This is a genomic window from Sphingomonas sp. AC411, from assembly GCF_979253035.1.
This window is the reverse complement of the sequence record NZ_CEEDAQ010000001.1, coordinates 3,189,305-3,213,215: the sequence shown is the minus strand read 5'-3', so window position 1 is coordinate 3,213,215 and position 23,911 is coordinate 3,189,305. Positions and strand designations below refer to the sequence as shown.

The 23,911-nt window shown below is 66.2% G+C and carries 16 protein-coding genes and 6 pseudogenes; 15 read left to right on the top strand and 7 right to left on the bottom strand.

The features are described from left to right. Nucleotides 1-16: 16 nt before the first annotated feature. A pseudogene (hemA, locus tag AC0IX7_RS16455) lies at nucleotides 17-1,277 on the bottom strand (5-aminolevulinate synthase). 136 nt (nucleotides 1,278-1,413) lie between these two features. Next, a complete protein-coding gene (gene murI / locus AC0IX7_RS16450; RefSeq protein WP_471812872.1) occupies nucleotides 1,414-2,202 on the bottom strand; it encodes a glutamate racemase in 789 nt (262 codons plus the stop codon). A 268-nt stretch (nucleotides 2,203-2,470) separates the two neighbouring features. On the opposite strand from murI, the gene plsY reads away from it, so the two are divergent. The 3 genes and pseudogenes from plsY to AC0IX7_RS16435 all read left to right on the top strand — a co-directional run bounded on the left by plsY (nucleotide 2,471) and on the right by AC0IX7_RS16435 (nucleotide 4,171). Beyond that, nucleotides 2,471-3,088: a glycerol-3-phosphate 1-O-acyltransferase PlsY gene (gene plsY / locus AC0IX7_RS16445; protein ID WP_471812871.1), complete on the top strand. Its 618-nt coding sequence runs from the start codon at nucleotides 2,471-2,473 to the stop codon at nucleotides 3,086-3,088. After that, nucleotides 3,081-3,868: pseudogene (gene dprA, locus AC0IX7_RS16440) on the top strand (DNA-processing protein DprA); the annotation flags it as partial. The gene plsY and the pseudogene dprA, both read left to right, overlap by 8 nt. 27 nt (nucleotides 3,869-3,895) lie before the next feature. After that, on the top strand, nucleotides 3,896-4,171 hold the full coding sequence (locus tag AC0IX7_RS16435) for a DprA-like winged helix domain-containing protein (protein ID WP_471813919.1): 276 nt from the start codon (nucleotides 3,896-3,898) through the stop codon (nucleotides 4,169-4,171). A 26-nt stretch (nucleotides 4,172-4,197) separates the two neighbouring features. Here AC0IX7_RS16435 and AC0IX7_RS16430 read toward each other — a convergent pair whose 3' ends face one another. Continuing rightward, entirely contained in the window at nucleotides 4,198-4,464 is a 267-nt protein-coding gene (locus AC0IX7_RS16430; RefSeq protein ID WP_471812869.1) for a hypothetical protein, read from the bottom strand. A 441-nt stretch (nucleotides 4,465-4,905) separates the two neighbouring features. On the opposite strand from AC0IX7_RS16430, the gene topA reads away from it, so the two are divergent. Next, complete coding sequence (topA, locus tag AC0IX7_RS16425) at nucleotides 4,906-7,584, top strand: type I DNA topoisomerase (RefSeq protein ID WP_471812868.1); 2,679 nt, start codon at nucleotides 4,906-4,908, stop codon at nucleotides 7,582-7,584. An 80-nt stretch (nucleotides 7,585-7,664) separates the two neighbouring features. On the opposite strand, the gene AC0IX7_RS16420 is transcribed toward topA, so the two are convergent. Both AC0IX7_RS16420 and panC read right to left on the bottom strand, forming a co-directional pair. Next, nucleotides 7,665-7,961, bottom strand: a complete 297-nt coding sequence (locus AC0IX7_RS16420) for a sel1 repeat family protein (RefSeq protein WP_187504629.1) — start codon at nucleotides 7,959-7,961, stop codon at nucleotides 7,665-7,667. Between the two features lie 77 nt (nucleotides 7,962-8,038). Next, the gene (panC, locus tag AC0IX7_RS16415) at nucleotides 8,039-8,878 is read right to left on the bottom strand and encodes a pantoate--beta-alanine ligase (RefSeq protein WP_471812867.1); all 840 of its coding nucleotides are present in this window, start codon (nucleotides 8,876-8,878) and stop codon (nucleotides 8,039-8,041) included. Between the two features lie 113 nt (nucleotides 8,879-8,991). Here panC and AC0IX7_RS16410 point away from each other — a divergent pair. From AC0IX7_RS16410 to AC0IX7_RS16375, 8 genes and pseudogenes are all read left to right on the top strand, one after another. Then, nucleotides 8,992-9,769, top strand: a pseudogene (locus tag AC0IX7_RS16410) (division plane positioning ATPase MipZ). Then, nucleotides 9,766-10,020 carry a DnaJ domain-containing protein gene (locus AC0IX7_RS16405; protein WP_471812866.1) on the top strand — a complete coding sequence of 85 codons (255 nt, stop codon included), beginning with the start codon at nucleotides 9,766-9,768 and terminating at the stop codon, nucleotides 10,018-10,020. The pseudogene AC0IX7_RS16410 and the gene AC0IX7_RS16405 overlap by 4 nt, the downstream one beginning before the upstream one ends. Before the next feature lie 143 nt (nucleotides 10,021-10,163). Further along, nucleotides 10,164-11,533, top strand: a pseudogene (pgmG, locus tag AC0IX7_RS16400) (phosphoglucomutase/phosphomannomutase PgmG). A 213-nt stretch (nucleotides 11,534-11,746) separates the two neighbouring features. Continuing rightward, nucleotides 11,747-12,202, top strand: coding sequence for a PH domain-containing protein (locus AC0IX7_RS16395; RefSeq protein WP_471812865.1), 456 nt, complete (start codon nucleotides 11,747-11,749; stop codon nucleotides 12,200-12,202). Nucleotides 12,203-12,265: 63 nt separating this feature from the next. Continuing rightward, nucleotides 12,266-13,006: an exonuclease domain-containing protein gene (locus AC0IX7_RS16390; RefSeq protein WP_471813918.1), complete on the top strand. Its 741-nt coding sequence runs from the start codon at nucleotides 12,266-12,268 to the stop codon at nucleotides 13,004-13,006. Nucleotides 13,007-13,221: 215 nt separating this feature from the next. After that, nucleotides 13,222-14,730 carry a sensor histidine kinase gene (locus AC0IX7_RS16385; RefSeq protein WP_471812863.1) on the top strand — a complete coding sequence of 503 codons (1,509 nt, stop codon included), beginning with the start codon at nucleotides 13,222-13,224 and terminating at the stop codon, nucleotides 14,728-14,730. Next, nucleotides 14,727-15,167, top strand: a complete 441-nt coding sequence (locus tag AC0IX7_RS16380; protein ID WP_248522517.1) for a response regulator — start codon at nucleotides 14,727-14,729, stop codon at nucleotides 15,165-15,167. Before AC0IX7_RS16385 ends, AC0IX7_RS16380 begins: the two co-directional genes overlap by 4 nt. Further along, nucleotides 15,164-16,195, top strand: a complete 1,032-nt coding sequence (locus AC0IX7_RS16375; protein WP_471812861.1) for a sensor histidine kinase — start codon at nucleotides 15,164-15,166, stop codon at nucleotides 16,193-16,195. Before AC0IX7_RS16380 ends, AC0IX7_RS16375 begins: the two co-directional genes overlap by 4 nt. 202 nt (nucleotides 16,196-16,397) lie before the next feature. Here the strand turns inward: AC0IX7_RS16375 and AC0IX7_RS16370 are convergent, their stop codons facing one another. Beyond that, entirely contained in the window at nucleotides 16,398-16,889 is a 492-nt protein-coding gene (locus AC0IX7_RS16370) for a TetR/AcrR family transcriptional regulator (protein WP_235982943.1), read from the bottom strand. A 213-nt stretch (nucleotides 16,890-17,102) separates the two neighbouring features. Here AC0IX7_RS16370 and AC0IX7_RS16365 point away from each other — a divergent pair, with 213 nt between their 5' ends. The 3 genes and pseudogenes from AC0IX7_RS16365 (at nucleotide 17,103) to AC0IX7_RS16355 (ending at nucleotide 23,073) form a co-directional block, all read left to right on the top strand. After that, the gene (locus AC0IX7_RS16365; protein ID WP_471813916.1) at nucleotides 17,103-18,332 is read left to right on the top strand and encodes an efflux RND transporter periplasmic adaptor subunit; all 1,230 of its coding nucleotides are present in this window, start codon (nucleotides 17,103-17,105) and stop codon (nucleotides 18,330-18,332) included. A 6-nt stretch (nucleotides 18,333-18,338) separates the two neighbouring features. Beyond that, a pseudogene (locus AC0IX7_RS16360) lies at nucleotides 18,339-21,550 on the top strand (efflux RND transporter permease subunit). Nucleotides 21,551-21,566: 16 nt separating this feature from the next. After that, nucleotides 21,567-23,073: pseudogene (locus AC0IX7_RS16355) on the top strand (efflux transporter outer membrane subunit). Between the two features lie 143 nt (nucleotides 23,074-23,216). On the opposite strand, the gene AC0IX7_RS16350 reads toward AC0IX7_RS16355, so the two are convergent. Then, complete coding sequence (locus tag AC0IX7_RS16350; protein WP_471812859.1) at nucleotides 23,217-23,837, bottom strand: NADPH-dependent FMN reductase; 621 nt, start codon at nucleotides 23,835-23,837, stop codon at nucleotides 23,217-23,219. Nucleotides 23,838-23,911 lie beyond the last annotated feature (74 nt).

The window sequence follows — 23,911 nt, the reverse complement described above, 5'->3', positions numbered from 1 at the left end:
GCAGGCAAGTTCGGCCTCAGGCAGCCTTGCGAAGGTCCAACCGGCTCCAAATCTCCACCAGTGCATCGGTCAGTTCGCGCATCATCGCCTCGGTATGCGCAGGGCCAGGCGTGAACCGCAGGCGCTCGGTGCCGCGCGGCACGGTCGGGTAGTTGATCGGTTGCACGTACACGCCGTATTCGGCGAGCAGCACGTCGCTGATCTTCTTCGCCTTGACCGGATCGCCGACCATCAGCGGCACGATATGCGTATCGCCGATCATCACCGGCAGCCCGGCGTCCTTCAGCATCGCCTTGAGCATCGCCGCCGACGCCTGCTGCCCCTCACGCTCGACGCTCGAGCTTTTCAGATGCCGCACACTCGCGAGAACGCCCGCGACCAGCACCGGCGACAGCGAGGTCGTGAAGATGAACCCCGGCGCGTACGACCGGATCACATCGACGATCGTCCGATCGGCAGCGATATAGCCCCCATCACGCCGAACGCCTTGCCGAGCGTCCCCTCGAGGATCGTGATCCGGTGCGCGACCTCGTCCCGCTCCGAAATGCCGCCGCCCCGCGCGCCGTACATCCCGACCGCATGGACTTCGTCGCAATAGGTCAGCGCGTTATACCGGTCGGCGAGGTCGCACACTGCGGAGATCGGCGCGATGTCGCCTTCCATCGAATAGACGCTCTCGAACGCGATCAACTTCGGCACGGCAGGATCTTCTGCGGCCAGCAGCTCTTCGAGATGCGCGAGGTCGTTGTGGCGGAATACCCGCTTCTCGCAGCCCGAATTGCGGATCCCCGCGATCATCGACGCGTGGTTCAACTCGTCGGAAAAGATGATGCAGCCCGGCAGCACCTTGGCCAAGGTCGCCAGCGTAGCCTCGTTCGAGACATACCCGCTGGTGAACAGCAGCGCCGCTTCCTTGCCGTGAAGGTCGGCGAGCTCGCCCTCCAGGTCGACATGGTAATGCGTGTTGCCACCGATGTTGCGCGTGCCGCCGGAGCCTGCGCCAACGTCGTGCAACGCCTCTTCCATCGCCGCGATCACCTTCGGGTGCTGGCCCATCGCAAGGTAATCGTTCGAGCACCAGACGGTGATCGGCTTGGGCCCGTTATGCCCGGCGAAACAGCGCGCGTTGGGAAACGCACCCTTGTTGCGCAAGATGTCGATGAACACGCGGTAGCGCCCTCGGCATGCAACCGGTCGATCGCCTGCGTGAACACGCGCGAATAATCGACTCGCGGACCACTAATGCCGTCCGTTGCCGTTTTGCCGTCGATAATCATGGCCTTGGGCACTACGCCTCACTTTCACTCAGTTCCAGCGTAATACCGCTCTTACGGTGATCGCTTTCCTCATCCTGGGGGCACATTGCCACGATACGCCCGCGAAGCAAGGTGCCACATTGTCCCAGGTTAACGCTTAAAGCTGCTCGATCCGCGTGAATCCTCGCACCGCCAAGGCGGGTCCGAGCGCGCATTCGTCGTCGCCCAACCGAGTGAAGACGGCGATCCCCTCCGCCGCTCCCGACCATGATTCGCCCTGCATCAGGTGCACGATCCGTCGCGCGATGCCAGGACCGCCGTCGACGAACCGCACGCCGGGCGTCGCCGCGGCCAGTTCCGCTTCGACCAGCGGAAAATGCGTGCAGGCGTTGACGATCACGTCGATGCGATCACCGCCGGCCTGCGAGAACAGCCCGTCGAGCACCGCGGCATAGCGCGCCGGTGCCACCGGTCGCCCGTGAAGCTTGGCCTCCGCCATCTCGACCAAAGCCGCCGAGCCGTAGCGCAGCACCGTGCAATCGCCCGCGAACCGCGCCGCCAGATCATCGACATATGCCTGCCGCACGGTCGCCTCGGTCCCCAGCACGCCGATCGTCCGCGTCTTGGACAGCAGCGCGGCAGGCTTGATCGCCGGTACCGTCCCGACCACCGGCAGGTCGAGCGCCGCGCGCACCACCGGCAGCGCGATCGTCGAGGCGGTATTGCACGCGATCACGATCAACCGCGGCCGATACCGCTCCGCCAGCCGCCCGAGCAACACCGGCACCCGCGCCGCGATTTCCGCCTCGCTCTTCGTGCCGTAGGGAAAACCGGCCGAGTCGGCGGCGTAGACGAACGGCGCATCGGGCAGCGCCGCGCGCGCCGGGCCGACGATCGACAGCCCGCCGACGCCGGAATCGAAGAACAGGATGGGGCGCTGGTCCATGTCGCGCTCTTAGGACGGATCAACGTGCGTAAACCAGAGCAGCCTAGCTCCCTCCCTGGAAGGGAGGGGTTGGGGGTGGGTCGGTTTCCATAACTTCAGACGGTCGCGCCACAAGCGAACCAACCCACCCCAGCCCCTCCCTTCCAGGGAGGGAGCAAGCAGACCGTGGGTCTAAGCGCCCGTGTCCGCTCAAACCGTCCCTTCAAACTCACGCCATTTGCCGTCCGCCCCGCGTCGTTTATAAGTACCGCCAGAACGGGGGACATACTTGCAGACGGAAATTCTCTGGGTCGCGCCCACGCTATCGCTCGTGCTCAGCTACCTGCTCGGCTCGATCCCGTTCGGCGTCATCCTCACGCGGCTCGGCGGTGCGGGCGATCTCCGCACGATCGGCTCGGGCAACATCGGCGCGACCAACGTCCTGCGCACCGGTCGCAAAGGCCTCGCCGCCGCGACGCTGCTGCTCGACATGGCCAAGGGCGCGGTCGCCGTCCTGCTGGTCACACACCTGTTCCCCGGTAACGCCCTGCTCGCGGCCGCCGGTGCGTTCATCGGCCATTGCTACCCGGTCTGGCTGAAGTTCAAGGGCGGCAAGGGCGTTGCCACGCTCATGGGCATCGTCGTCGCGCTCCATTGGCCGCTCGGGCTGGTCTATGCGGTCGTCTGGCTCGGCCTGCTCGCGGGCCTGCGCATATCCTCGGTCGCAGGCATGGCCGCCGCGCTCAGCGCGCCGTTCGCCGCCGCCTTGTTCGGCCGGTTCGATCTCGTCCTGCTGCTACTCGCGCTCGCGCTGATCGTCTTCTGGAAGCACCGCGAGAACGTCGAGCGCCTGTTTTCGGGCACCGAGCCGCGCATCGGCCGCTCAAAACGACCACCGGGTGACTGACCCGACGGTCTCACGTCTTCGGCTCATCCGCACGACCGGGATCGGACCGGTCACTTATCGCCAGCTCATCGCCCGCTTCGGCAGCGCAGACGCCGCCATCGAAGCCCTTCCCATGCTCGCCCAGCGCGGCGGGGGCCGCGTCCCGAAGGTCGCCGACGCCGCCCTCGTCGAGCGCGAAATCGCCGCCACCGCAAAGCTCGGCGCACACTACCTCTTCCTAGACGACCCGGCCTATCCCCGCCTGCTCGCCGAGATCGAGACGGCCCCGCCGGCGTTGATCTTCCGCGGCGACATCGCCCACGTCAGCCGCCCCTGCATCGCGATGGTCGGCGCACGCAACGCCTCCGCCGCCGCCTGCCGCTTCGCCCGCCAGCTCTCACTGCAACTCGCCGAGGAAGGCACGACGGTCGTCTCAGGCCTCGCCCGCGGCATCGACACCGCAGCCCATATCGGCGCACTCGGAGCAGGCTCCAGCGGCGCCACGATCGGCGTGATCGCGAGCGGCATCGACATCGCCTACCCGCCCGACAACACCGCGTTACAGGAGCGCGTCGCCACCGAAGGCCTCCTGCTCGCCGAACAGCCCCCGGCACCGAGCCCAAGGCGCGCAACTTCCCCTCGCGCAACCGCATCATCGCAGGCCTCGCGATCGGCACCGTGGTGGTCGAGGCCGTCCCCAAATCCGGCTCGCTGATCACCGCGCGCCTCGCCAACGAATCCGGCCGCGAAGTCATGGCCGTTCCCGGCAGCCCGCTCGACCCACGCGCGCAGGGCTGCAACCTGCTGATCCGCGAAGGCGCCACGCTGGTGCAGTCCGCTGCCGACATCCTCGAACAGATCCGCCCGTTCGATCCACGCTCCGTGCGCTCCCCAATCGACACCTACGCCGCGGCGCCGCCCGAAGACGCGAGCGACATCGACCGCCAGCGGATCGCCGACCTGCTCGGTCCGGTCCCTGTCGCGATCGACGAACTCATCCGCCAGTCGCATCTGAGCCCGTCGGTCGTCCACACCGTGTTGCTCGAACTCGAACTCGGCGGCCGGCTGGAGCGTCACGCGGGAGGCCGCGCGAGCTTGTTCTAGTCCGGCAAAACCGGCACAGGTTCGCATCACCCGACAGGGTCCTGCCCCGATTCGAGCGGACCGCCACGAGCCTGCTGGTCGTCCGTCTGCGTATCGTCGCCTACCCAGCCGGCAGCCCAATCCTTGGCATCATGCGACGTTGCAATGGCCGCAAGCAAAGCGTCCAGTTCGGCCTGATGTAAGGCGATCAAGCGGAGGATATGGGGTTCAGGGGCCGAGTCCCGCAGGATCACGATCTGTTTCGCGAGGAACGAACACTTCCATTTCGCAACGGCGAGATCATGTCGGGTCACGCTAGATCATCCCTACCTGTTTCCAAGCCCTTACCGCCGTCTCCCGGCGAAAGTGCATGAAGATACCGCCGCACCTCAGGGTCCGTTCGGAAGGATGCAACACGCATAGGAAACCACTGAGCCGGACGAAAATCTTGATGGCTGCCCAACGGTTATGTCGTTGAATTGGTTCGGTAGGCGACCTCGGTTGTAACGATCTCCGCAGTAATATTAACAGAAGACGATCGGATGGGATGTTTTACTGTCATCATGGCGACATCGATATTGTGCCAGCAGCGTCGGCATAATCCGGAAATACCCCGCCCTCTGCCGAGCCCCTCTGGAAAACCCGCACCGACGGTCGCATCTCGCGTCGGTCGATCTTGAGCCCTCTTCGGGTTGACGGCACTACCCCGACGCCGCCACCCTCGTACGCGTACACGTAAGGACCCCGGTTTCCCCATGCAGCTTGTCATCGTCGAATCGCCTGCCAAGGCCAAAACCATCGAGAAGTATCTGGGCAGCGATTACCGCGTCCTGGCCAGCTACGGCCATGTCCGCGACCTGCCGCCCAAGGATGGCTCGGTCGATCCCGACGACGCCTTCGCGATGACGTGGGAGAATTACGCGGACAAGTCGAAGCAGCTGAAGGCGATCACCGATCTGGCGAAGCTCGCCGACCGCCTGATCCTCGCGACCGATCCGGATCGCGAGGGCGAGGCGATCTCATGGCACGTCCGCGAAGTGCTGCGGGCAAGGAAGGCGTTGCCCAAGGAGGTCGAGCGCGTCACCTTCAACGCGATCACCAAGGCCACCGTCACCGAGGCGATGAAGAACCCGCGCGAGTTGGACGACGACCTGATCGACGCCTATCGCGCCCGCCGCGCGCTCGATTACCTGGTCGGCTTCACGCTTTCGCCGGTGCTGTGGCGCAAGCTGCCCGGTGCCAAGTCCGCCGGCCGGGTACAGTCGGTGTCGCTCCGCCTGATCGTCCAGCGCGAGCGCGAGATCGACGTCTTCAAGCCGCAGGAATACTGGTCGGTAACGGCCGACATGGAGCATGACGGCACCGCGTTCACGTCGCGCCTGACGCAGTTCGAGGGCAACAAGCTCGACCGCCTCTCGATCGGCAACGAAGGTGATGCCCAGCGCGCCAAGCAGGCGGTGCTCGACGGCAATTTCTCGGTCCAGTCGGTCGAGACCAAGCCCGCCGGCCGCAACCCGCCGCCGCCGTTCACGACGTCGACGCTCCAGCAGGAAGCCTCGCGGAAACTCGGTTTCTCGGCGGATCACACAATGCGGATCGCGCAGGGGCTCTACGAGGACGGCGCGATCACCTACATGCGTACCGACGGCGTGCAGATGGATTCGAGCGCTATCAGCGCCGCGCGCCTCGCCGTCGCGAACCGCTTCGACGCGAGCTATGTCCCCGACAAGCCGCGCCAATATCAGTCGAAGGCGAAGAACGCACAGGAAGCGCATGAAGCGATCCGCCCGACCGATTTCGGCAAGGACAAGGCCGGCGGCGGCGATCACGCGCGCCTCTACGACCTGATCTTCAAGCGCGCGCTGGCCAGCCAGATGGCCTCCGCCCGCATGGAGCGCACGACGGTCGAGATGGCCGACGGCACCGGCCGCAACATCCTCCGCGCAACCGGGCAGGTCGTGCTCTTCCCCGGCTATCTCGCGCTGTACGAGGAAGGGTCGGACGACACCGCGGACGAGGATGCCCGCCGCCTGCCGCGGATGCGCGAAGGCGATGCACCCGCCAAGAAGAAGGTCGACGCCGAACAGCATTTCACCCAGCCGCCGCCGCGCTTCTCCGAAGCTTCGCTGGTCAAACGGATGGAAGAGCTCGGCATCGGCCGCCCGTCCACCTACGCGTCGATCATCAAGACGCTGAAGGACCGTGCGTACGTCCGGATCGAGAAGAACCGCTTCTTCGCCGAGGAGAGCGGGCGGCTGGTGACGGCGTTCCTCGAGCGCTTCTTCGAGAAATACGTCGGCTACGACTACACCGCCGAGTTGGAAGAGGAACTCGACGACGTCTCCGGCGGCCGCGCGCAGTGGCAGTCGGTGCTCGACGCGTTCTGGCGCGATTTCAAGCCGCGCACCAACGAGGTAATGGAGCAGCAGCCCTCGGCGATCACCGCCGAGCTCGACACCTTCCTCGCGCCCTACCTGTTCCCGGCCAAGGCGGACGGCGGCGATCCGCGGCTGTGCCCGAATTGTGGCGAGGGTCAGCCTGCGCTGCGCGGCGGCAAGTTCGGTGCGTTCATCGCCTGCTCCAACTATCCCGAATGCAAATACACGCGCCGGTTCGCGCAGCCCGGTGGCGACGCCGAGGCGGATGCGGGTCCGTCGACGCTCGGCGTCGATCCGGAAACCAACCTGCCGGTCGAGCGCAAGTCCGGGCGGTTCGGCCCCTACATCCAGATCGGCGAAGGCGAGGCGCGCAAGATGGCGTCGATCCCGAAGGATATCGGCGAACTCGATCTGGAATGGGCGCTGAAACTGCTGTCGCTGCCGCGGACCATCGGCACGCATCCCGAAACCGGCGAGCCGATCACGGCGGCGATCGGCCGCTATGGTCCGTATCTCAAGCACGCGGGCAAATACGCGCGGCTCGGCTCGACCGCCGACGTGTTCGAGACGGGGATGAACGCGGCCGTGGTAAAGCTCGCCGAAGCCGCGGCCGGCGGTGGTCGCACCGCGCGAGGGGCCCAGGCGCCGTTGAAGATACTCGGCAATCATCCGCGCACCGAGGCCGAGATCAAGCTGATGGAGGGGCGCTACGGTGCGTACGTCACCGACGGCACGACCAATGCGACCCTCCCCAAATCGATCGAGAAGGACCAGTTGACGCTCGAGGAAGCGGCGTCGCTGATCGACGCGCGGGCTGCGGCGGCCCCGGCGACGAAGAAGAAGAAAGCGCCCGCCAAGAAACCGGCGGCGAAGAAGGCCCCAGCCAAGGACGCGGCTAAGGCAAAAACGCCAGCGAAGAAGGCTCCGGCCAAAAGGCCCCCGCCAAGAAAGCCGCCCCAAAGAAAAAGTCGAAGCCTAATCCTCCCCTGCAAGGGGAGGGGACCATGCGAAGCATGGTGGAGGGGGCTTCCCCAAACGTACCGCTGCGTAACGTGAGATCCACAAACGCTACGTCTGCGGCGCTCCTCCCCCCTTCGCCGAGCGGCGAACGGTCCCCCTCCCCGTTCCGGGGAGGATTAAGCAGCCCGCCGCTGCGTCAGCTGCATCCAATCCCGCGCAGCGCGCTGCGCCACCGAGATTTCCCGCGCGGTCATGTCCTCGGCGATCTCCGCGCGGCATTCCTGCGCGGCGATGTTCCCCGACACCGCCGCCAGGTTGAACCACTTATGCGCCTCGATCAGGTCGAGGACGACGCCCGACGTCCCCGTCGAATACACCATCCCGAGTTCGTAGCACGCCCGGTCGTCGCCGCGTGCGGCATCCGCCAGACGGCGTTCGATCATGAAATTCGCGCTCTTGAGATTGCTACGCATGGTTTGCCCCCAATGTTCGTGAGGACAGACTGCGGCGATTCCAGCTACGAAATGGTTAATGGGTTAACGCTCGTTTTTTACAACTCTATCGCGATGTTATCGATGAGCCGGGTCGCGCCCATCCGCGCCGCCGCCAGCAACCGCTGCGGGCGATCCGCCGCCGGGTTCTCCGCCAGCGTTTCCGCATCCGCCAGCGCGACGTAATCGATCGTGAACCCCGCCCCGACCAAGGTCGTGCGCGCATCGTCCAGCACCGACTCGACGTCCTCGCCCTTCGCGATAGCCTGCGCCGCGACGCCGAGCGCGCGCGGCAGGGCCACCGCCTGCTTGCGCTGCTCGTCGTCGAGATAGATGTTGCGCGACGACATCGCCAGACCATCGTCATCGCGCTGCGTCGGCACCCCGACGATGTCGATCGCGAAGTCGAGATCGGCGACGAACCGGCGGATCACGGCCAGCTGCTGGTAATCCTTCTCACCGAAATACGCGACGTCCGGCTCGACCTGGTTGAACAGCTTCGACACGACCGTCGCGACCCCGTCGAAATGGCCGGGACGCGAGGCGCCGTCGAACCCGTCGCTCACGCCCGAGACACGCACGGTCGTCGCGAAACCATCCGGATACATCGTCTCGACCGACGGCAGCCAAAGCAAGTCGCATCCGGCCTCGTTGAGCATCCGGATATCGGCCATCTCGCGCCGCGGATAGCGCGACAAATCCTCGTTCGGCCCGAACTGCGTCGGATTGACGAAGATCGACGCGACGACTTTGGTCCCCGGCCGCTTCGCCGCCTCGATCAGCGCGACATGGCCGGCGTGGAGCGCACCCATCGTCGGGACGAGCGCGACGCGCTGCCCCGCCGCACGGAAGGCGGCGACGCTTTCGCGCAACGCATTAAGGTCCCGGACGGTGTCCACGTGAAACTCCTACTCGATAAGTGCGGTCGCGGCTTCTATGAAGGGTGACTGTTACGATCAATAAGGAAACGCGCGTTGGCCATGGGCCCTGACTCACCCTAGCTTCGCCGCACGTGATCGTGTTCGCCAACGAGAAGGGCGGCACCGGCAAGTCGACGACCGCGGTGCATGTCGCGATCGCGCTTGCCGCCAAGGCGCGCGCGTCGCGTGTCTCGATCTGGATCACCGCCAGCGCACCGTCGGCCGCTATCTCGACAACCGCGCCGAGACGATGAAGCGCAACGGCTCGGTCCTGCCGATGCCGCGCCATGCGACGCTGTCGGATCAGAGCGAGGACCAGTTCGAGGACCTGTGGCACTCGCTGTGCGAAGGCTCGGACTTCCTCGTCGTCGACACGCCCGGCCGCGACGATCCGTTCGCGCGCACCGCAGCGGCGCTCGCGAACACGCTGGTCACGCCGATGAACGACAGCTTCGTCGACTTCGACCTGATCGGCCAGGTCGATCCCGAGACCTATCAGGTGACCCGCCCGAGCTTCTATTCCGAGCTGATCTGGGATGCGCGAAAGCAGCGCGCGCGCGCCGACGGCACCACGATCGACTGGGTCGTGCTGCGCAACCGCCTCCAGCATATCGAGGCACGCAACATGCGCCGCGTGTCGGATGCGCTCGCGCAACTGGCCAAGCGCGTCGGCTTCCGGATCATCCGGGGCTCGGCGAGCGCGTGATCTACCGCGAGATGTTCCCCGCCGGCCTGACGATGATCGATTCGAAGGCATTCGGCAGCATGGGCCTCGCGCACGTCGCCGCGCGCCAGGAGCTGCGCGAGATGATGGCGGCGTTGCAGCTGCCGGAGGTCGTTGCCGAGCGCGCACCGGACGTGGCTGCGTGAAGTGGATCGTCGCCGCCGTCTTCATTTGGCTGGCATGGCGTTACCTCCGGCCGAAGCCGAAACAGCGGGTGGTCACCGATGAAGCCGAGGCCCTCTCGATTTTGGGTATCGACCGCAGCGCAGACGCCGACGCGATCCGCAGCGCGCACCGCCGCCTGATCGCCTCGGTCCACCCCGATCGTGGCGGTTCGACCGACCTGACCCGGCGCGTAAACGCGGCGCGCGACCTGTTGCTGAAGCGCGCGCGCTAGCCCCCGTCATGCCGGGCTTGTTCCGGCATCCACCGTTCCGCACACTCGATAGTCGTGAGTTCGCGGCACCGTGGCCCCGGAACAAGTCCGGGGTGACGGTGGTAGGGCGCTATTCCCGCACCACTACGACTAGCGAGAGGCCCATGACCCACCAGTTCGACCCGACCTCGCTCCGCGAATACGACATCCGCGGGATCGTCGGTAAAGCGCTCGGCACCGCCGACGCCATCGCGATCGGTCGAGGCTTCGCCACCCGCATCCGCGCGGCTGGCGGAACGCGCGTTGCCGTGGGGTATGACGGCCGCAACTCTTCCCCCGAGCTCGAAGCCGCGCTCGTGTCGGGCCTCACCGCAGGCGGCGTCGACGTCGTCCGGATCGGCGTTAGCACCTCGCCGATGCTCTATTACGCCGAGGCCACACCAGAGGTGGATGGCGGCATCCAGGTAACCGGCAGCCACAATCCCCCGAGTATAACGGCTTCAAAATGGTGCACGCGCATGCGCCATTTTTCGGCGAGGACATCCAGGATCTCGCCGCGCTCGCCGCGTCGGGCGCCTGGAGCGAAGGGGCCGGCGAAGTTACGACCGCCGACGTGATCGACGCCTATGTCGACCGGCTGATGGCGGGATACGGGGCGGCGCGTATCGGATTGGCTGGGACACCGGCAACGGCGCCGCCGGCCCGGTGATCGAGAAGCTCGTCCAGCGCCTGCCGGGTGAGCATCATGTGATCTTCGCCGAAATCGACGGCAATTTTCCCAACCATCATCCCGATCCTACCGAAGAGGCGAACCTCGCCGATCTGAAGCGCCTGGTCGCCAACAAGAACCTCGATTTCGGACTGGCCTTCGATGGCGACGGCGACCGGATCGGCGCGATCGACGGCTCGGGCCGGGTGATCTGGGGGATCAGATTCTTCCATATTGGTCGAACCTGCGCTGCGTGAGCACCCGGGCGCGCCGATCGTCGCCGACGTGAAGTCGAGCCAAGCGCTGTTCGACCGAATCATGGAGTTGGGGGCGAGCCGGTGATGGCCCCGACCGGTCACAGCCTGATGAAACAGGCGATGACCCGCACCGGCGCGCCGCTGGGCGGCGAACTCAGCGGGCATCTGTTCTTCGCGGGCGAGTATTACGGCTTCGACGACGCGCAATACGCCGCCGTCCGCCTGATCTCGCGCGGTGCATCTGTCGGGGCGTTCGTTGACGGAATTGCGTGACGCGATGCCGGCGCTGGTGGCGACTCCGGACCTGCGCTTTCCGGTCGAGGACACGCGGAAGTTCGCGGTGGTGGACGAGGTGATCGCGCGGCTTGGGTCGGAGGGCGCGGAGATGGACCTCACCGATGGTGCGCGCGTGACAACCGCCGACGGCTGGTGGCTCCTCCGCGCGTCGAACACGCAGGCGATGCTGACGGTGCGCGCCGAGGCGAAGAGCGAAGCGGCGCTCGGTGCGTTGCTGGCCGAGGTCGATGCACAGCTCGCGGCGAGCGGCGTAACGCGCGCGGCACCTTAAACAACCGCACACCCCGGCGGAGGCCGGGGCCCAGTTGGAAAGGTGGCAATAACGGCGTGCTGGCTTCCGTTAGCGACGTTACCCAACTGGACCCCGGCCTCCGCCGGGGAGGTGGAGGAGGGGTAGGTTCGTTAGGATATCGGCACCACCGACCGAACCGATTGACACGCCAAGCACCTCGCCTACCGTCCGTCCAACCCCAAGGAGTCCCCGATGGAGCGCCCAGTCGACGAATTCCGCTCCAGCACGCGCCGCTGGCTGCTTGGCAGCTTTGCCGGTTGGGGAACGCTGCTGACCTGTCTTGCCGGCGTCGGCTTCGTCATCATCGGCGTGCGCTGGCTCAAGAACCGCAGCGCCTCCTACGAGATCACCGACCAGCGCCTGATCATCAAGCGCGGCATCCTGTTCAAGACGATCGACGAGATCGAGCTCTACCGGATCAAGGATGTCCGCCTCGGCTATTCGCTGCTCAACCAGATGACCGACATCGGCACGATCATCCTCACCTCCAGCGACCGGACGACCAGCGGCGGCGAGTTCATCCTCCGCGATATCCCGATGGCGCGCGATCGCCGCGAAGGCCTGCGCAAACTCGTCGACCGTGCCCGCCAGCGCCGCGGCGTACGCGAGATGGATATCGACCATGAGGACGCATACGCGCTGGATTAAGCGCGCTTGTCCCCACATGGCGGGCATGGCGCCCCCTATCCCAAGCCCAAACCGCAACCGCAGATGATCCGGGTCGTCGACCTGGAGACCACCGGTTCGGCCCCGCCCGCGCACGGCGTCTGCGAGATCGGCTGGCAGGACGTCGCGCTAGGCGAGGACGGTCGCTGGGAGATTTACGGCGAAGGCGGCAGCCTGCTCGTCAATCCCGGCCGGCTGATCCCGCCGATCACCCAGGCGATCCACCATATCCTCGATGAGCATGTCGCCGACTCGCCGTATTGGCACGACTGTGCGCGCCAGGTGCTCGATCCCTGGCCGCGCCGGCTCGCGCTGGCCGCGCACCGGGCGGATTTCGAACAGAAATTCTGTACGCCTGCGCTCACCCGCGATGCCGAGTGGATCTGCACCTGGAAATGCGCGCTCAGGCTCTGGCCCGACAGCCCGAGCTTCTCGAACCAGGTGCTGCGCTACTGGCGCAAGCCGCAGGGCATGGAGCACGAGCGCGGCCTGCCTGCGCACCGCGCGTTTCCTGACGCCTACGTCACCGCGTTTCACCTGCGCGACATGCTCAACGAGGCGAGCTTCGCGCAACTCGTCGAATGGTCGCGCGATCCGGGCCTTATCCCGCGCGTCCGCTACGGCCCCGATCGCGGCAAGGAATGGTCGGAACTCGATCACGAGACGCTGATGGCGTTCATGACCGACCGCGATCCCGATATCCGCTTCACCGCCAACCACGAGATGGACCGACGCAGCGGCGGCGGCCGCGTCGGCAAGGCCAGCGCGCAGGATTTACTGCTGTAGGGCAATCCCAATCCTCCCCCGCCAGGGGAGGTGGCGCCGAAGGCGTCGGAGGGGAGGACACGGAACAGCGGTAACCCTATCCTCCCCTCCGTCTGGCAAGCGCCAGCCACCTCCCCTGGCGGGGGAGGATCGAAGGGGCGCGGCAAACCCCGGATTGCTCTGCGGCAAGCCAGTATCGCTGGTGTAACGATCGGCACTCCCTTACAGCGCGATCCATGGTCCGCGTACGCTTGAATTTGCCCTCGTCCGAAGGTCGGGTCGCGCGGTGGCTGGTCGCCTTCATGACGCTCGGCTTCGTCGCGCTGGCGGCTGCAGCGATCGCGATCGGCTGGATTACCGTCCGCAACCGCACCTATACCGCCGAGATCCTCCACACCCAGGATGTCCGCCAAGCGGTCGCCACGCTCCATAGCCAGATGGAGCAGTCGGAGACGGCGCGGCGCGGCTATATCCTGACCGGGATGCCGCTGTTCTCCGCCGCTTACGCCAGGAGCGCAGGCAATCTCGCACCGTCGATCGCCACGCTTCGTCGCCTCACCGCAGACAATCCGGCGCAGATCGCACGGCTCGACCTGATCGAGCCGCGCTTCGTCCAGTTGCGCGCGCTCAGGGCGCAGTCGATGGCGCTAGTCGCAGGCGGCCGGATCGCCGAGGCACAGCGCCGGTTCGCGGTCGATGCCAGCGTGCCGCTGATGCGCGGCATCCGCTACCGCCTTCAGGCGATGGCCGCCGACGAGGTCCGCCTGCTCGCGATCCGCAGCGGACGCCAGCAACAGACCAGCGCGCTGTTCCTCTCGGTCGCAGGTCTCGCCGCGATCCTGCTGCTGGTCGTCGCGATCCTCGCGATCCTGGTGATCCGCCGCTACACCGCCGATCTCGCCACCTCGCGCGACAGCCTGCGCGATCTCAACGAGACGCTCGAGGAGCAGGTCACCGAGCGCACCGCCGATCTCAGTCGCGCGAACGAGGAAATCCAGCGCTTCGCCTATATTGTCAGCCATGACCTGCGCTCGCCGCTGGTCAACGTGATGGGCTTCACCGCCGAACTCGCCACCGCCGCCGGGCCGCTCGCCGAGCTGGTCGACCGTGCCGAGGCCGAGGCGCCGCACATCCTCACCGAGGACGCCCGCCTGGCGGCACGCGAGGACCTGCCCGAGGCGATCGGTTTCATCCGCACCTCGACGCAGAAGATGGACCGGCTGATCAACGCCATCCTCAAGCTGTCGCGCGAAGGCCGCCGGACGATCGCGCCCGAGCGCGTCGACCCCGCGCAACTGGTCGACACGATCATCGGGTCGATCCAGCACGTGATCGACGATCGCGGCGCGGTCGTGCGGGTCGAGCGACCGATCCCGGCGGTCGTCACCGATCGGCTCGCGCTCGAACAGATCCTGTCGAACCTGATCGAGAACGCGACCAAGTATCTGAAACCCGGCCGCCCCGGCGAGATCGTCGTGACGGGGCACAAGGAGCGCAACCGTGTGATCCTGTCGGTGATCGACAATGGCCGCGGCATCGATCCGCGCGATCACCAGCGCGTGTTCGACCTGTTCCGCCGGTCGGGCGCGCAGGACCAGCCCGGCGAAGGCATCGGACTCGCGCATGTCCGCGCACTCGCCTATCGTCTCGGCGGTACGATCGACGTGCAGTCGACGCTCGGCGACGGCGCCACCTTCCGCCTCAATCTTCCCACCGAATTGTCGATTCAGGATATCAAGGCATGAACCAGCACCAGACCGTCGGGATCGTCATGATCGAGGACGACGAGGGCCATGCCCGGCTTATCGAGAAGAACATCCGTCGCGCCGGCATCCTCAACGATATCAAGCACTTCACCGATGGCACCACCGCGCTGGATTTCCTGTTCAACGCGGTCGACGGCCCGGCCAAGAGCGGCCCGGCGATGATCCTGCTCGATCTCAACCTGCCCGACATGAGCGGGACGGACATCCTGGCGCGCATCAAGGCGGAGGGCAGCCCGCTCAAGCGCACGCCGGTCGTCGTGCTGACCACCACCGACGACAAGGTCGAGATCGAGCGCTGCTACGATCTCGGCTGCAACGTCTACATCACCAAGCCGGTGAACTATGAGAGCTTCGCGCAGGCGATCCGCCAGCTCGGGCTGTTCCTGTCGGTGATCCAGGTTCCCGAAGCAGAGTGAGCGGGCCAAGCGTCCTCTACATCGACGACGACGCCGGTATCCGGCGGCTGGCGGCGCGTGCGCTCGAACGCCGCGGCTACCGCATGACCGTCGCCGAGACCGGCGCGGAGGGCGTCGTCAAGGCCGCCGCCGAGCGCTTCGACCTGATCGCGGTCGATCACTACATGCCCGGGATGGACGGCCTCGAGACGCTCGAAGCACTCCGCCGCCTGCCCGATCATCCGCCGATCGTGTACGTCACCGGCTCCGAGGAAGGCCGCATCGCGGTCGCCGCGCTGAAGGCCGGCGCCGCCGACTACGTCGTGAAGACGGTCGGCGAGGATTTCTTCGACCTGCTCGCTGCCTCGTTCGAACAGGTCCGCGCGCGCTCGGTGCTGGAACAGCAAAAGGCATCCGCCGAAGCGGATTTGCGCGCGAGCAACGCGCGGCTCGAGGCGTTGCTCGGCGAGGTGAACCACCGCGTCGCCAATTCGCTGCAACTCGTCTCGGCGATGGTCCGCCTCCAGGCGACCGCGCTGACCGATCCGTCAGCCCGCGAGGCGCTGGAGGATACACAGCGCCGCATCCAGGCGATCGCGCAGGTCCACCGCCGGCTCTACACCAGCAACGATGTCGAGAGCGTCGACATGCAGGAATATCTCGGCGCGCTGGTCGACGAACTCGCCGAGACCTGGTCGACCGACGCCCTCCCCCGCGCGCTCAGTCTCGCCGCCGAGCCGATTCGCCTGCCGACCGACCGCGCGGTGTCGCTCGGCGTGATCGTCACCGAACTCGTCACCAACGCATGCAAATACGCCTATCCCAGCGGCGGCGGCGAAGTCCGGGTCGCGCTGCGCCGGATCGACGACGACATCTTCCTGCTTGCGGTCGAGGACGATGGCTGCGGCATCCCCGAGGATGCGACGCCGCGCGGCACCGGCCTCGGCACGAAGCTGATCAAGGCGATGGCGCAAAGCCTCCAGACGATCGTCGAATACGACCCGGCCCACACCGGCGTCCGCGCCACCCTGCGCGCGGCAGTACGATAAACGCGCAAGCTGCAACGACGAACTGATCCGCCTTTCGTGCCCTTTACCGTTCGTCCTGAGTAGCCATCGAGTAGCGGCATAGCCGCGTATCGAGAGGGCGTATCGAAGGACAGGTTAGCGCGCGGAACCGATGCTTCGATACGCGCCCTCGATACGCTTCTGCGAAGCTACTCGGTCGCTACTCAGCACGAACGGCCTTATCCTAGAGCGCGCGAACCGCGGCCAAGATCATCCGCCCGGTAAGCCGCGCCGTCTCGTCCTCAGACAAACGAGGCCGCGACAAGGTGCGGTGGCCGAGGCCGAACATGAAGGCGAGGATCAGTTCCTCCGCGCCTTCCAGGTCGTTGTCGGACAGGTCGGGGTTGGCGACACAGGCCAGGTCGCGGATCATGCTGCGGAACCCGCTGCACAGGTCGGCGATGGTATCGGCGACATCCGTGTTGCGGTGCGCCTCCGCCATGATCTCGAACGTCAGCGCTTCGTCGCCCTTCGACAGGGCCCGCCGCGACAGCTCGACGAAACCCTCCTCGATCGACATCCCGCACGACTTCACCGAGTCGTTCATCGTCTGCATCTCGGCCATCTTGCCGGTCGCATCCTCCATGACGATCGCCTGGATCACCGCATTCTTTCCGGTGAACAAACGATAGATCTGGCCGACCGATACCTCGGCCGCCTGCGCCAGTTCGGACATCGGCGTCTGGTGAAAGCCTTGAGTCGCAAACAGATGCCGGGCCGCGGCGATAATACGCTCCCGGCTGCACTTCTCATGTTGCACTGCACTCAAAACAGAATTCCCGATGCGTTTTTTGATTGACCGGCCGCTCGCACAATCCTAGCGGGCAAGCAAGCGGAATGAACGTTCATTCCGGTGAACCTAATCTGCACGGACGTCGGGATGCTTAACATGCAGCAATTGAACCTTAAGGGATCGGTGGCGCTCTTCGCGCTCGCCCTGCTGTCGGCTTGTGGCAAGGAGCAGGCGCCGCCGCCTCCGCCCACGCCCACGGTCGGCGTCGTCACCGTCGGCGAAGAGTCGGTGGTGCTTACCTCCGAGCTTCCCGGCCGTATCGCCGCGGTCGAGACCTCGGAAGTGCGTCCGCAGGTCAGCGGCGTGGTCCGTGATCGCCTGTTCACCGAGGGCGCGATGGTCAGCAAGGGCCAGGTTCTCTACGCGATCGAGGACGCACCCTACCGGGCCGCGCTCGCCAGCGCGCAGGGCCAGCTCGCCGCTGCTCAGTCGCAGATCAACGCGACCCGCCTCCAGGCCCAGCGCTACGGCCAGCTCGTCGCGCTCAATGCGGTCAGCAAGCAGGAAGCGGACAACGCCACGGCGTCCGCGCAGCAGGCTCGCGCCAATGTTGCAGCGCAGCAGGCAGCGGTCCAGTCGGCCCGCGTCAATCTCGGCTTCACCCGCATCAAGGCGCCGATCTCGGGCCGCATCGGGCGTTCGCTGGTGACCGTCGGCGCGCTGGTTCAGACCGGCCAGACCGATCCGCTCGCGACCATCCAGCGCACCAACACCGTCTATGTCGACGTCGTCCAGTCGGCAGCACAGCTGCTCGATCTGAAGCAGGCGATGGCGACCGGCGGCGTGACCCGCGGCGACGGCAGCGCGCGCGTGCAGCTGATCCTCCCGAACGGCACGACCTATCCGATCGAGGGTCGCCTCCAGTTCGCCGAAGTCACGGTCGACCAGACCACCGGCGCGGTGACTCTGCGTGCGACCTTCCCCAATCCCAACGGTCTGTTGCTGCCCGGCATGTATGTCCGCGCCAAGCTGGTCGAGGGCACGCGTCGCCAGGCGATCATGGCGCCCACCGCAGGCATCACGCGCGATCCGCGCGGCGGTGCGACCGCACTGGTGGTCAACGCGCAGAACAAGGTCGAGCAGCGTAACGTCACCACCGATCGCGTGATCGGCGACAAGTGGATCGTCACCAGCGGCCTGAAGCCCGGCGACAAGCTGATCGTCGAGGGCCTGCTCAACCTGCGCCCCGGCTCGACCGTCAAGCCGGCGGCCCCGCAGCAGGTCACCAAGCCCGCGAATGGCGCTCCAGGCGCCACCGCGACGGGCGGTGACGCCGCAGCCGGCAACAATTCCGCGCAGGCTAATTCTGCCGCGCAGGGGAAGTAACCGCCCATGTCACGCTATTTCATCGATCGACCCATCTTCGCGTGGGTCATCGCCATCATCCTGATGCTGGCCGGTATCCTCGCGATCCGTCAGCTGCCGATCGCCCAGTTCCCTGAGATCGCCGCCCCCAAGGTGACGGTCGCGACGTCCTATCCGGGCGCCGACGCCCAGACGCTCGAGAACACGACGACGCAGATCATCGAGCAGCAGATGAAGGGCATCGACAACCTTCGCTACTTCGCCTCGACGTCCGACGGCTCGGGCAATCTCGCGATCACGCTCACCTTCGAGCAGGGCACCGATCCCGACATCGCGCAGGTCCAGGTGCAGAACAAGCTGCAACAGGCGACCCTGCTCCTGCCGCAGGAAGTCCAGCAGGCCGGTCTCCGCGTGACCAAGGCGACCGCCAACTTCCTGCTCGTCATCGCCGCCTATTCCGAGAATGGCGCGCACGACCAGGTCGATCTCGGCGACATGATCGCCTCGAAGCTCCAGGATCCGCTCAGCCGCATCAAGGGCGTCGGCGACACCCAGGTGTTCGGCGCGCAATATTCGATGCGGATCTGGGTCGATCCGTTCAAGATGTCGAACCTCGGCGTCACCGTCACCGACATCACGTCTGCGCTGACGGCGCAGAACGCGCAGGTCTCGGCGGGTCAGGTCGGCAGTCTGCCGGCGGTGAAGGGCCAGTCGCTTAACGCCACCGTGACCGCACAGTCGCGATTGCAGACTCCGGAGCAGTTCCGCGCAATCATCGTCCGCTCGGCGACCAGCGGCGCGACCGTCAAGCTGTCCGACGTCGCCCGTGTCGAGATGGGCTCGGAAAACTACAGCTTCCAGGCACGCTATAACGGCAAGCAGGCGGCCGGCTTCGGCGTGAAGCTAGCACCGGGGGCCAACGCGCTCGACACCGTCAAGCTGGTGAAGGCCGAGGTGAACCGGATCGCCAAGCAGTTCCCGTCCGACGTCAAGGTCGCGTTCCCGGTCGATAACTCGACCTTCGTGCGGCTGTCGGTCGAGCAGGTCGTCCATACGCTGGTCGAGGCGATCATCCTCGTCTTCCTCGTGATGTTCCTGTTCCTCCAGAACTTCCGTGCCACGCTAATCCCGACGATCGCGGTGCCGGTCGTGCTGCTGGGTTCGCTCGGCGTGCTGTACGCGGCTGGGTTCACGATCAACACGCTGACCTTGTTCGGCATGGTGCTGGCGATCGGCCTGCTCGTCGATGACGCGATCGTCGTCGTCGAGAACGTCGAACGTCTCATCCAGGAAGAGGGCCTTAGTCCGAAGGAAGCCGCCAAGAAGTCGATGGACGAGATCAGCGGCGCGCTGGTCGGTATCGGCCTGGTGCTGTCGGCGGTGTTCCTGCCGATGGCGTTCTTCAGCGGTTCGACCGGCGTGATCTTCCGCCAGTTCTCGATCACCATCGTGTCGTCGATGGTGCTCTCGGTGCTGGTCGCGTTGATCCTCACGCCGGCGCTTTGCGCCACCATTCTGAAGCCATCAAAGCAGGATCACGGCGAGAAGAAGGGCTTTTTCGGCTGGTTCAACCGCACCTTCGACAAGGGCGTCGGCAAATACGGTAACGGCCTGCGCCGCGTCGAGAAGGGCTGGGTCCGCACCATGCTGGTCTATGCCGTGATCGTCGTCGCGATGGCGTTCATCTTCCTTCGTCTGCCCTCGGGCTTCCTTCCCGAGGAGGATCAGGGCCTGATGTTCGCACAGGTTTCGATGCCCACCGGCACGCCGATGGAGGAAACCGCGCGCACGATGGACAAGCTGCGCGATCACTTCCTGATCGACGAGAAGAAGAACATCGCGGGCATCTTCACGATCACCGGCTTCGGCTTTGTCGGCCAGGGCCAGAATGTCGGCCTCGCCTTCATCCAGCTCAAGCCGTGGGAGGATCGCGGCGGCGCCGAAAACACCGTCGCCGCGGTCGCCGCCCGTGCCAACCAGGCGCTTGCCGGGATTCGTGCCGGCATGGTCATCGGCTTCGTGCCGCCGGCCGTGCAGGAACTGGGTAACGCCAACGGCTTCGACTTCATGCTGAAGGACAATGCGGGCGTCGGTCACGAGAAGCTGCTCGAAGCCCGCAACATGCTGCTCGGCATGGCCAGCCAGGACAAGCGCCTGGTGCAGGTCCGCCCGAACGGTCTCGAGGATGCGCCACAGCTGAAACTGAACGTCGATCAGGCGCAGGCGGGGCACTCGGCCTCAGCCAGGCGGACATCAACACCACCGTCAGCACCGCGTTCGGTGGCGCGTACATCAACGACTTCATCGACCGCGGTCGCGTGAAGAAGGTGTATGTGCAGGCCGACGCACCGTTCCGCACCTCGCCCGCCGATCTCGGCAACTTCTACGTCCGTGGCACCACCAGCAACGCGATGGCCCCGTTCTCGTCCTTCTCGACGACCAACTGGCAGTACGGCCCGTCGCGTCTCGAACGCTATAACGGCGTGGCCTCGTTCGAGATCATGGGCTCGCCGGCGCCGGGCGTCAGCAGCGGCACCGCGATCAAGGCGATGGAGGAGATGGCGGCCAAGCTGCCACCCGGCATCGGCTATGAGTGGACCGGCCTCAGCTATGAGGAAAACCTGTCAGCCGGCCAGTCGACAACGGTCTATGCGCTGTCGCTGCTGATCGTGTTCCTCTGCCTCGCGGCGCTGTACGAGAGCTGGTCGATCCCGATCGCCGTCCTGCTGGTGGTGCCGCTCGGCGTCCTCGGCGCGGTCGGCGCGGCGATGCTCTTCGGGCTGAACAACGATATCTACCTCCAGGTCGGCCTGATCACGACGATCGGCGTGGCGGCGAAGAACGCGATCCTGATCGTGGAATTCGCCGAGGAGAAGATGGGCGACGGGATGAATGCGGCCGATGCCGCGGTCGAGGCGGCGAAACTCCGCCTTCGCCCGATCCTGATGACGTCGTTCGCGTTCATCTTCGGCGTGTTGCCGCTCGCTTTGTCGAGCGGTGCCGGTGCCGGCGGCCAGAACGCGATCGGCTGGGCGGTGGTCGGCGGCATGCTGTCCGCGACCGTCCTCGCGATCTTCTTCGTGCCGTTGTTCTTCCTGCTCGTGAAGCGCGTCTTCAAGCAGGACAAGGCCGGCTCGGGGCAAGACCGCGATCAGGTCCGCAATGATGACGATAACCGTGACGGCGGCCATGACGATAACCGTCGTCCGCCCCACGACCAGCGGCCGCAGGAGGCCTGATCCGATGTTAGCTCCCATGCTCACGCGCAAGACCGCGCTCATGTTCGCCGCCGGGCTTACGCTCGCCGGATGTAACCTTGCCCCGAAATACGTCCGGCCCGAATTGTCGGTGCCGGCGGCAACGCCCGCCGGTCCTGCCTATGCAGCGACCGATGCGGCCGGCGCGATCATGCCGGCGGATACCGCGTGGGAGGCGTTCTTTACCGACGATCGCCTGCGTCGCGTGATCCGTACTGCGCTGGAGAACAACCGCGACCTGCGCGTCTCGGTCGCCAACGTCGCGCAGGCCCGCGCGCAATACCGCGTCCAGCGCGCAGACCTGTTCCCGACACTCGCCGCCAACGGCGGTGCGACCTATCAGAAGTCGCCGTTCGGCGTGGTCGGTGGCGGTACCGGCGGTGGAACGGGCGGTACTGGCGGCGGTACTGGTGGTGGTGCGGGCGGCGCGGTGTCCAGCGGACGCGCCGATATCTATTCGGCAAATGTCGGCGTTTCGGCCTGGGAAATCGACCTGTTCGGCCGTGTCCGCAATCTGACACAGGCGCAGCAGGAACAGTATTTCGCCGCGGAGGAAAACCGCAACGCAGCCCAGGTCTCGCTGATCGCCGAGATCGCGACACAGTGGCTGACGATGGCAGCCGACCAGGATCGCCTCAAGATCGCACGCGATACGGAGCGGGCGTTCGGCCAGACCGTCAAGCTGACGCAGGACCGCTTCCGGATCGGCATCGCGTCGGAGCTCGAGGTGCGGCAGGCGAGCACCAGCTACGATCAGGCCCGCTCGGATATCGCCGAAGCGACGACGCTGATCGCGCAGGACCAGAACGCGCTGAACCTGCTCGCCGGCACGACGCTGACCGCGGACTTGCTTCCCGCGCGGCTGGAGGAAACCAGCCCGACGCTGGAGAACCTGCCGGCCAACCTGCCGTCGGAGGTATTGCTGCGCCGTCCCGACATCGCCTCGGCCGAGCATCAGCTGATCGCGGCCAACGCCAATATCGGCGCGGCGCGCGCGGCATTCTTCCCGAACATCTCGCTGACCGCAGCCTTCGGGACGATCAGCCTCGGCCTGTCGAACCTGTTCGGCAGCGGCACGCAGAACTGGTCGGTCGCGCCATCGGTCAGCCAGACGCTGTTCGATTTCGGCCGCAACAAGGGCAATCTGCGTTACGCCCAGGCCACGCGCGACGCGGCAGTCGCCACCTATGAGAAGAGCATCCAGACCGGCTTCCGCGAAGTCGCCGATGCGCTTGCCCGCCGCGGCACGATCGGAGCGCAGTTGCGGGCGCAGACCTCGCTGCGCGACAACGCGGCAGGCGCATTCAAGCTGTCGGAACTGCGCTTCCGTGCAGGCATCGACACGTTCCTGAACACGCTCGATTCTGCAGCGTTCGCTCTACACCGCACAACAGAGCCTGCTCGCTGCCCGCCTGACCCGCGACAGCAACTCGGTGGAACTCTACCGCGCGCTGGGTGGCGGGGTGACGACCACCCAGTCCACCGACACCCGCCGGCCAAACTAACCTGCGATCCTCCCCCGCAAGGGGAGGTGGCGCCGAAGGCGACGGAGGGGAGGACACGGAACAGCGGTTGTACCTGTCCTCCCCGTCCGTCTGGCAAGCGTAGCCACCTCCCCTGGCGGGGGAGGATACAACGTCGAGAAGCCCTAGTTCGCCGGTTCCGACAACGGCGCGAACCGCGCGACCTGCCGCCCGACCAGGCGCAACTGCTCGACCACCGCAGGGTCGCTCGCGCCACCCTCGTCGTCGAACTTCGTCACTTGCGTATTGATCGCCGCGGCAAACGGCGTCGGCCACCCGCGCAGCGCATGGACGATCGAGCGCAGCGCGGCGATCGTGCTCCCGGTCGCCTGCCAGCCATAGGCCGTGGCGATCAGCCCGACCGGCATGTCCGCCAGATACGGCCGCTCGTCGCGCGCGGTTTCCTCCAGCAGATCGAGCGCATTCTTCACCACGCCGGAGATGCTGCCATGATAGCCGGGGCTTGCGATGATCACCGCCGATGCGCCCCGCACGGCCGCCACGAACGCCTGCTCGTCCGCGGTCCGCGTCGTCGCCTTCGGGTCGTACAGCGGGAGGCGCGCCATGTCGGCGCCGCCGAACATCAGCGTGCGATAGCCCTGCTTCTCGACCGCATCGAGCGCGATCCGCAGCGCCCGCTCGGTCGACGAGACGCCGCCGATCGTGCCGCCGATACCGACGACCAGCGGCAGAACGGCGGGAAGAGTGTCGGGAGCGGCCACGGTTTTATCCTGTTCGAAGGTCATGGGATGCTCTTCCCCGTTTCGCCGCACGATGACAACAGCGCTTCGGTCCGTTCTCGCTCCCCGGCCACCGCGAG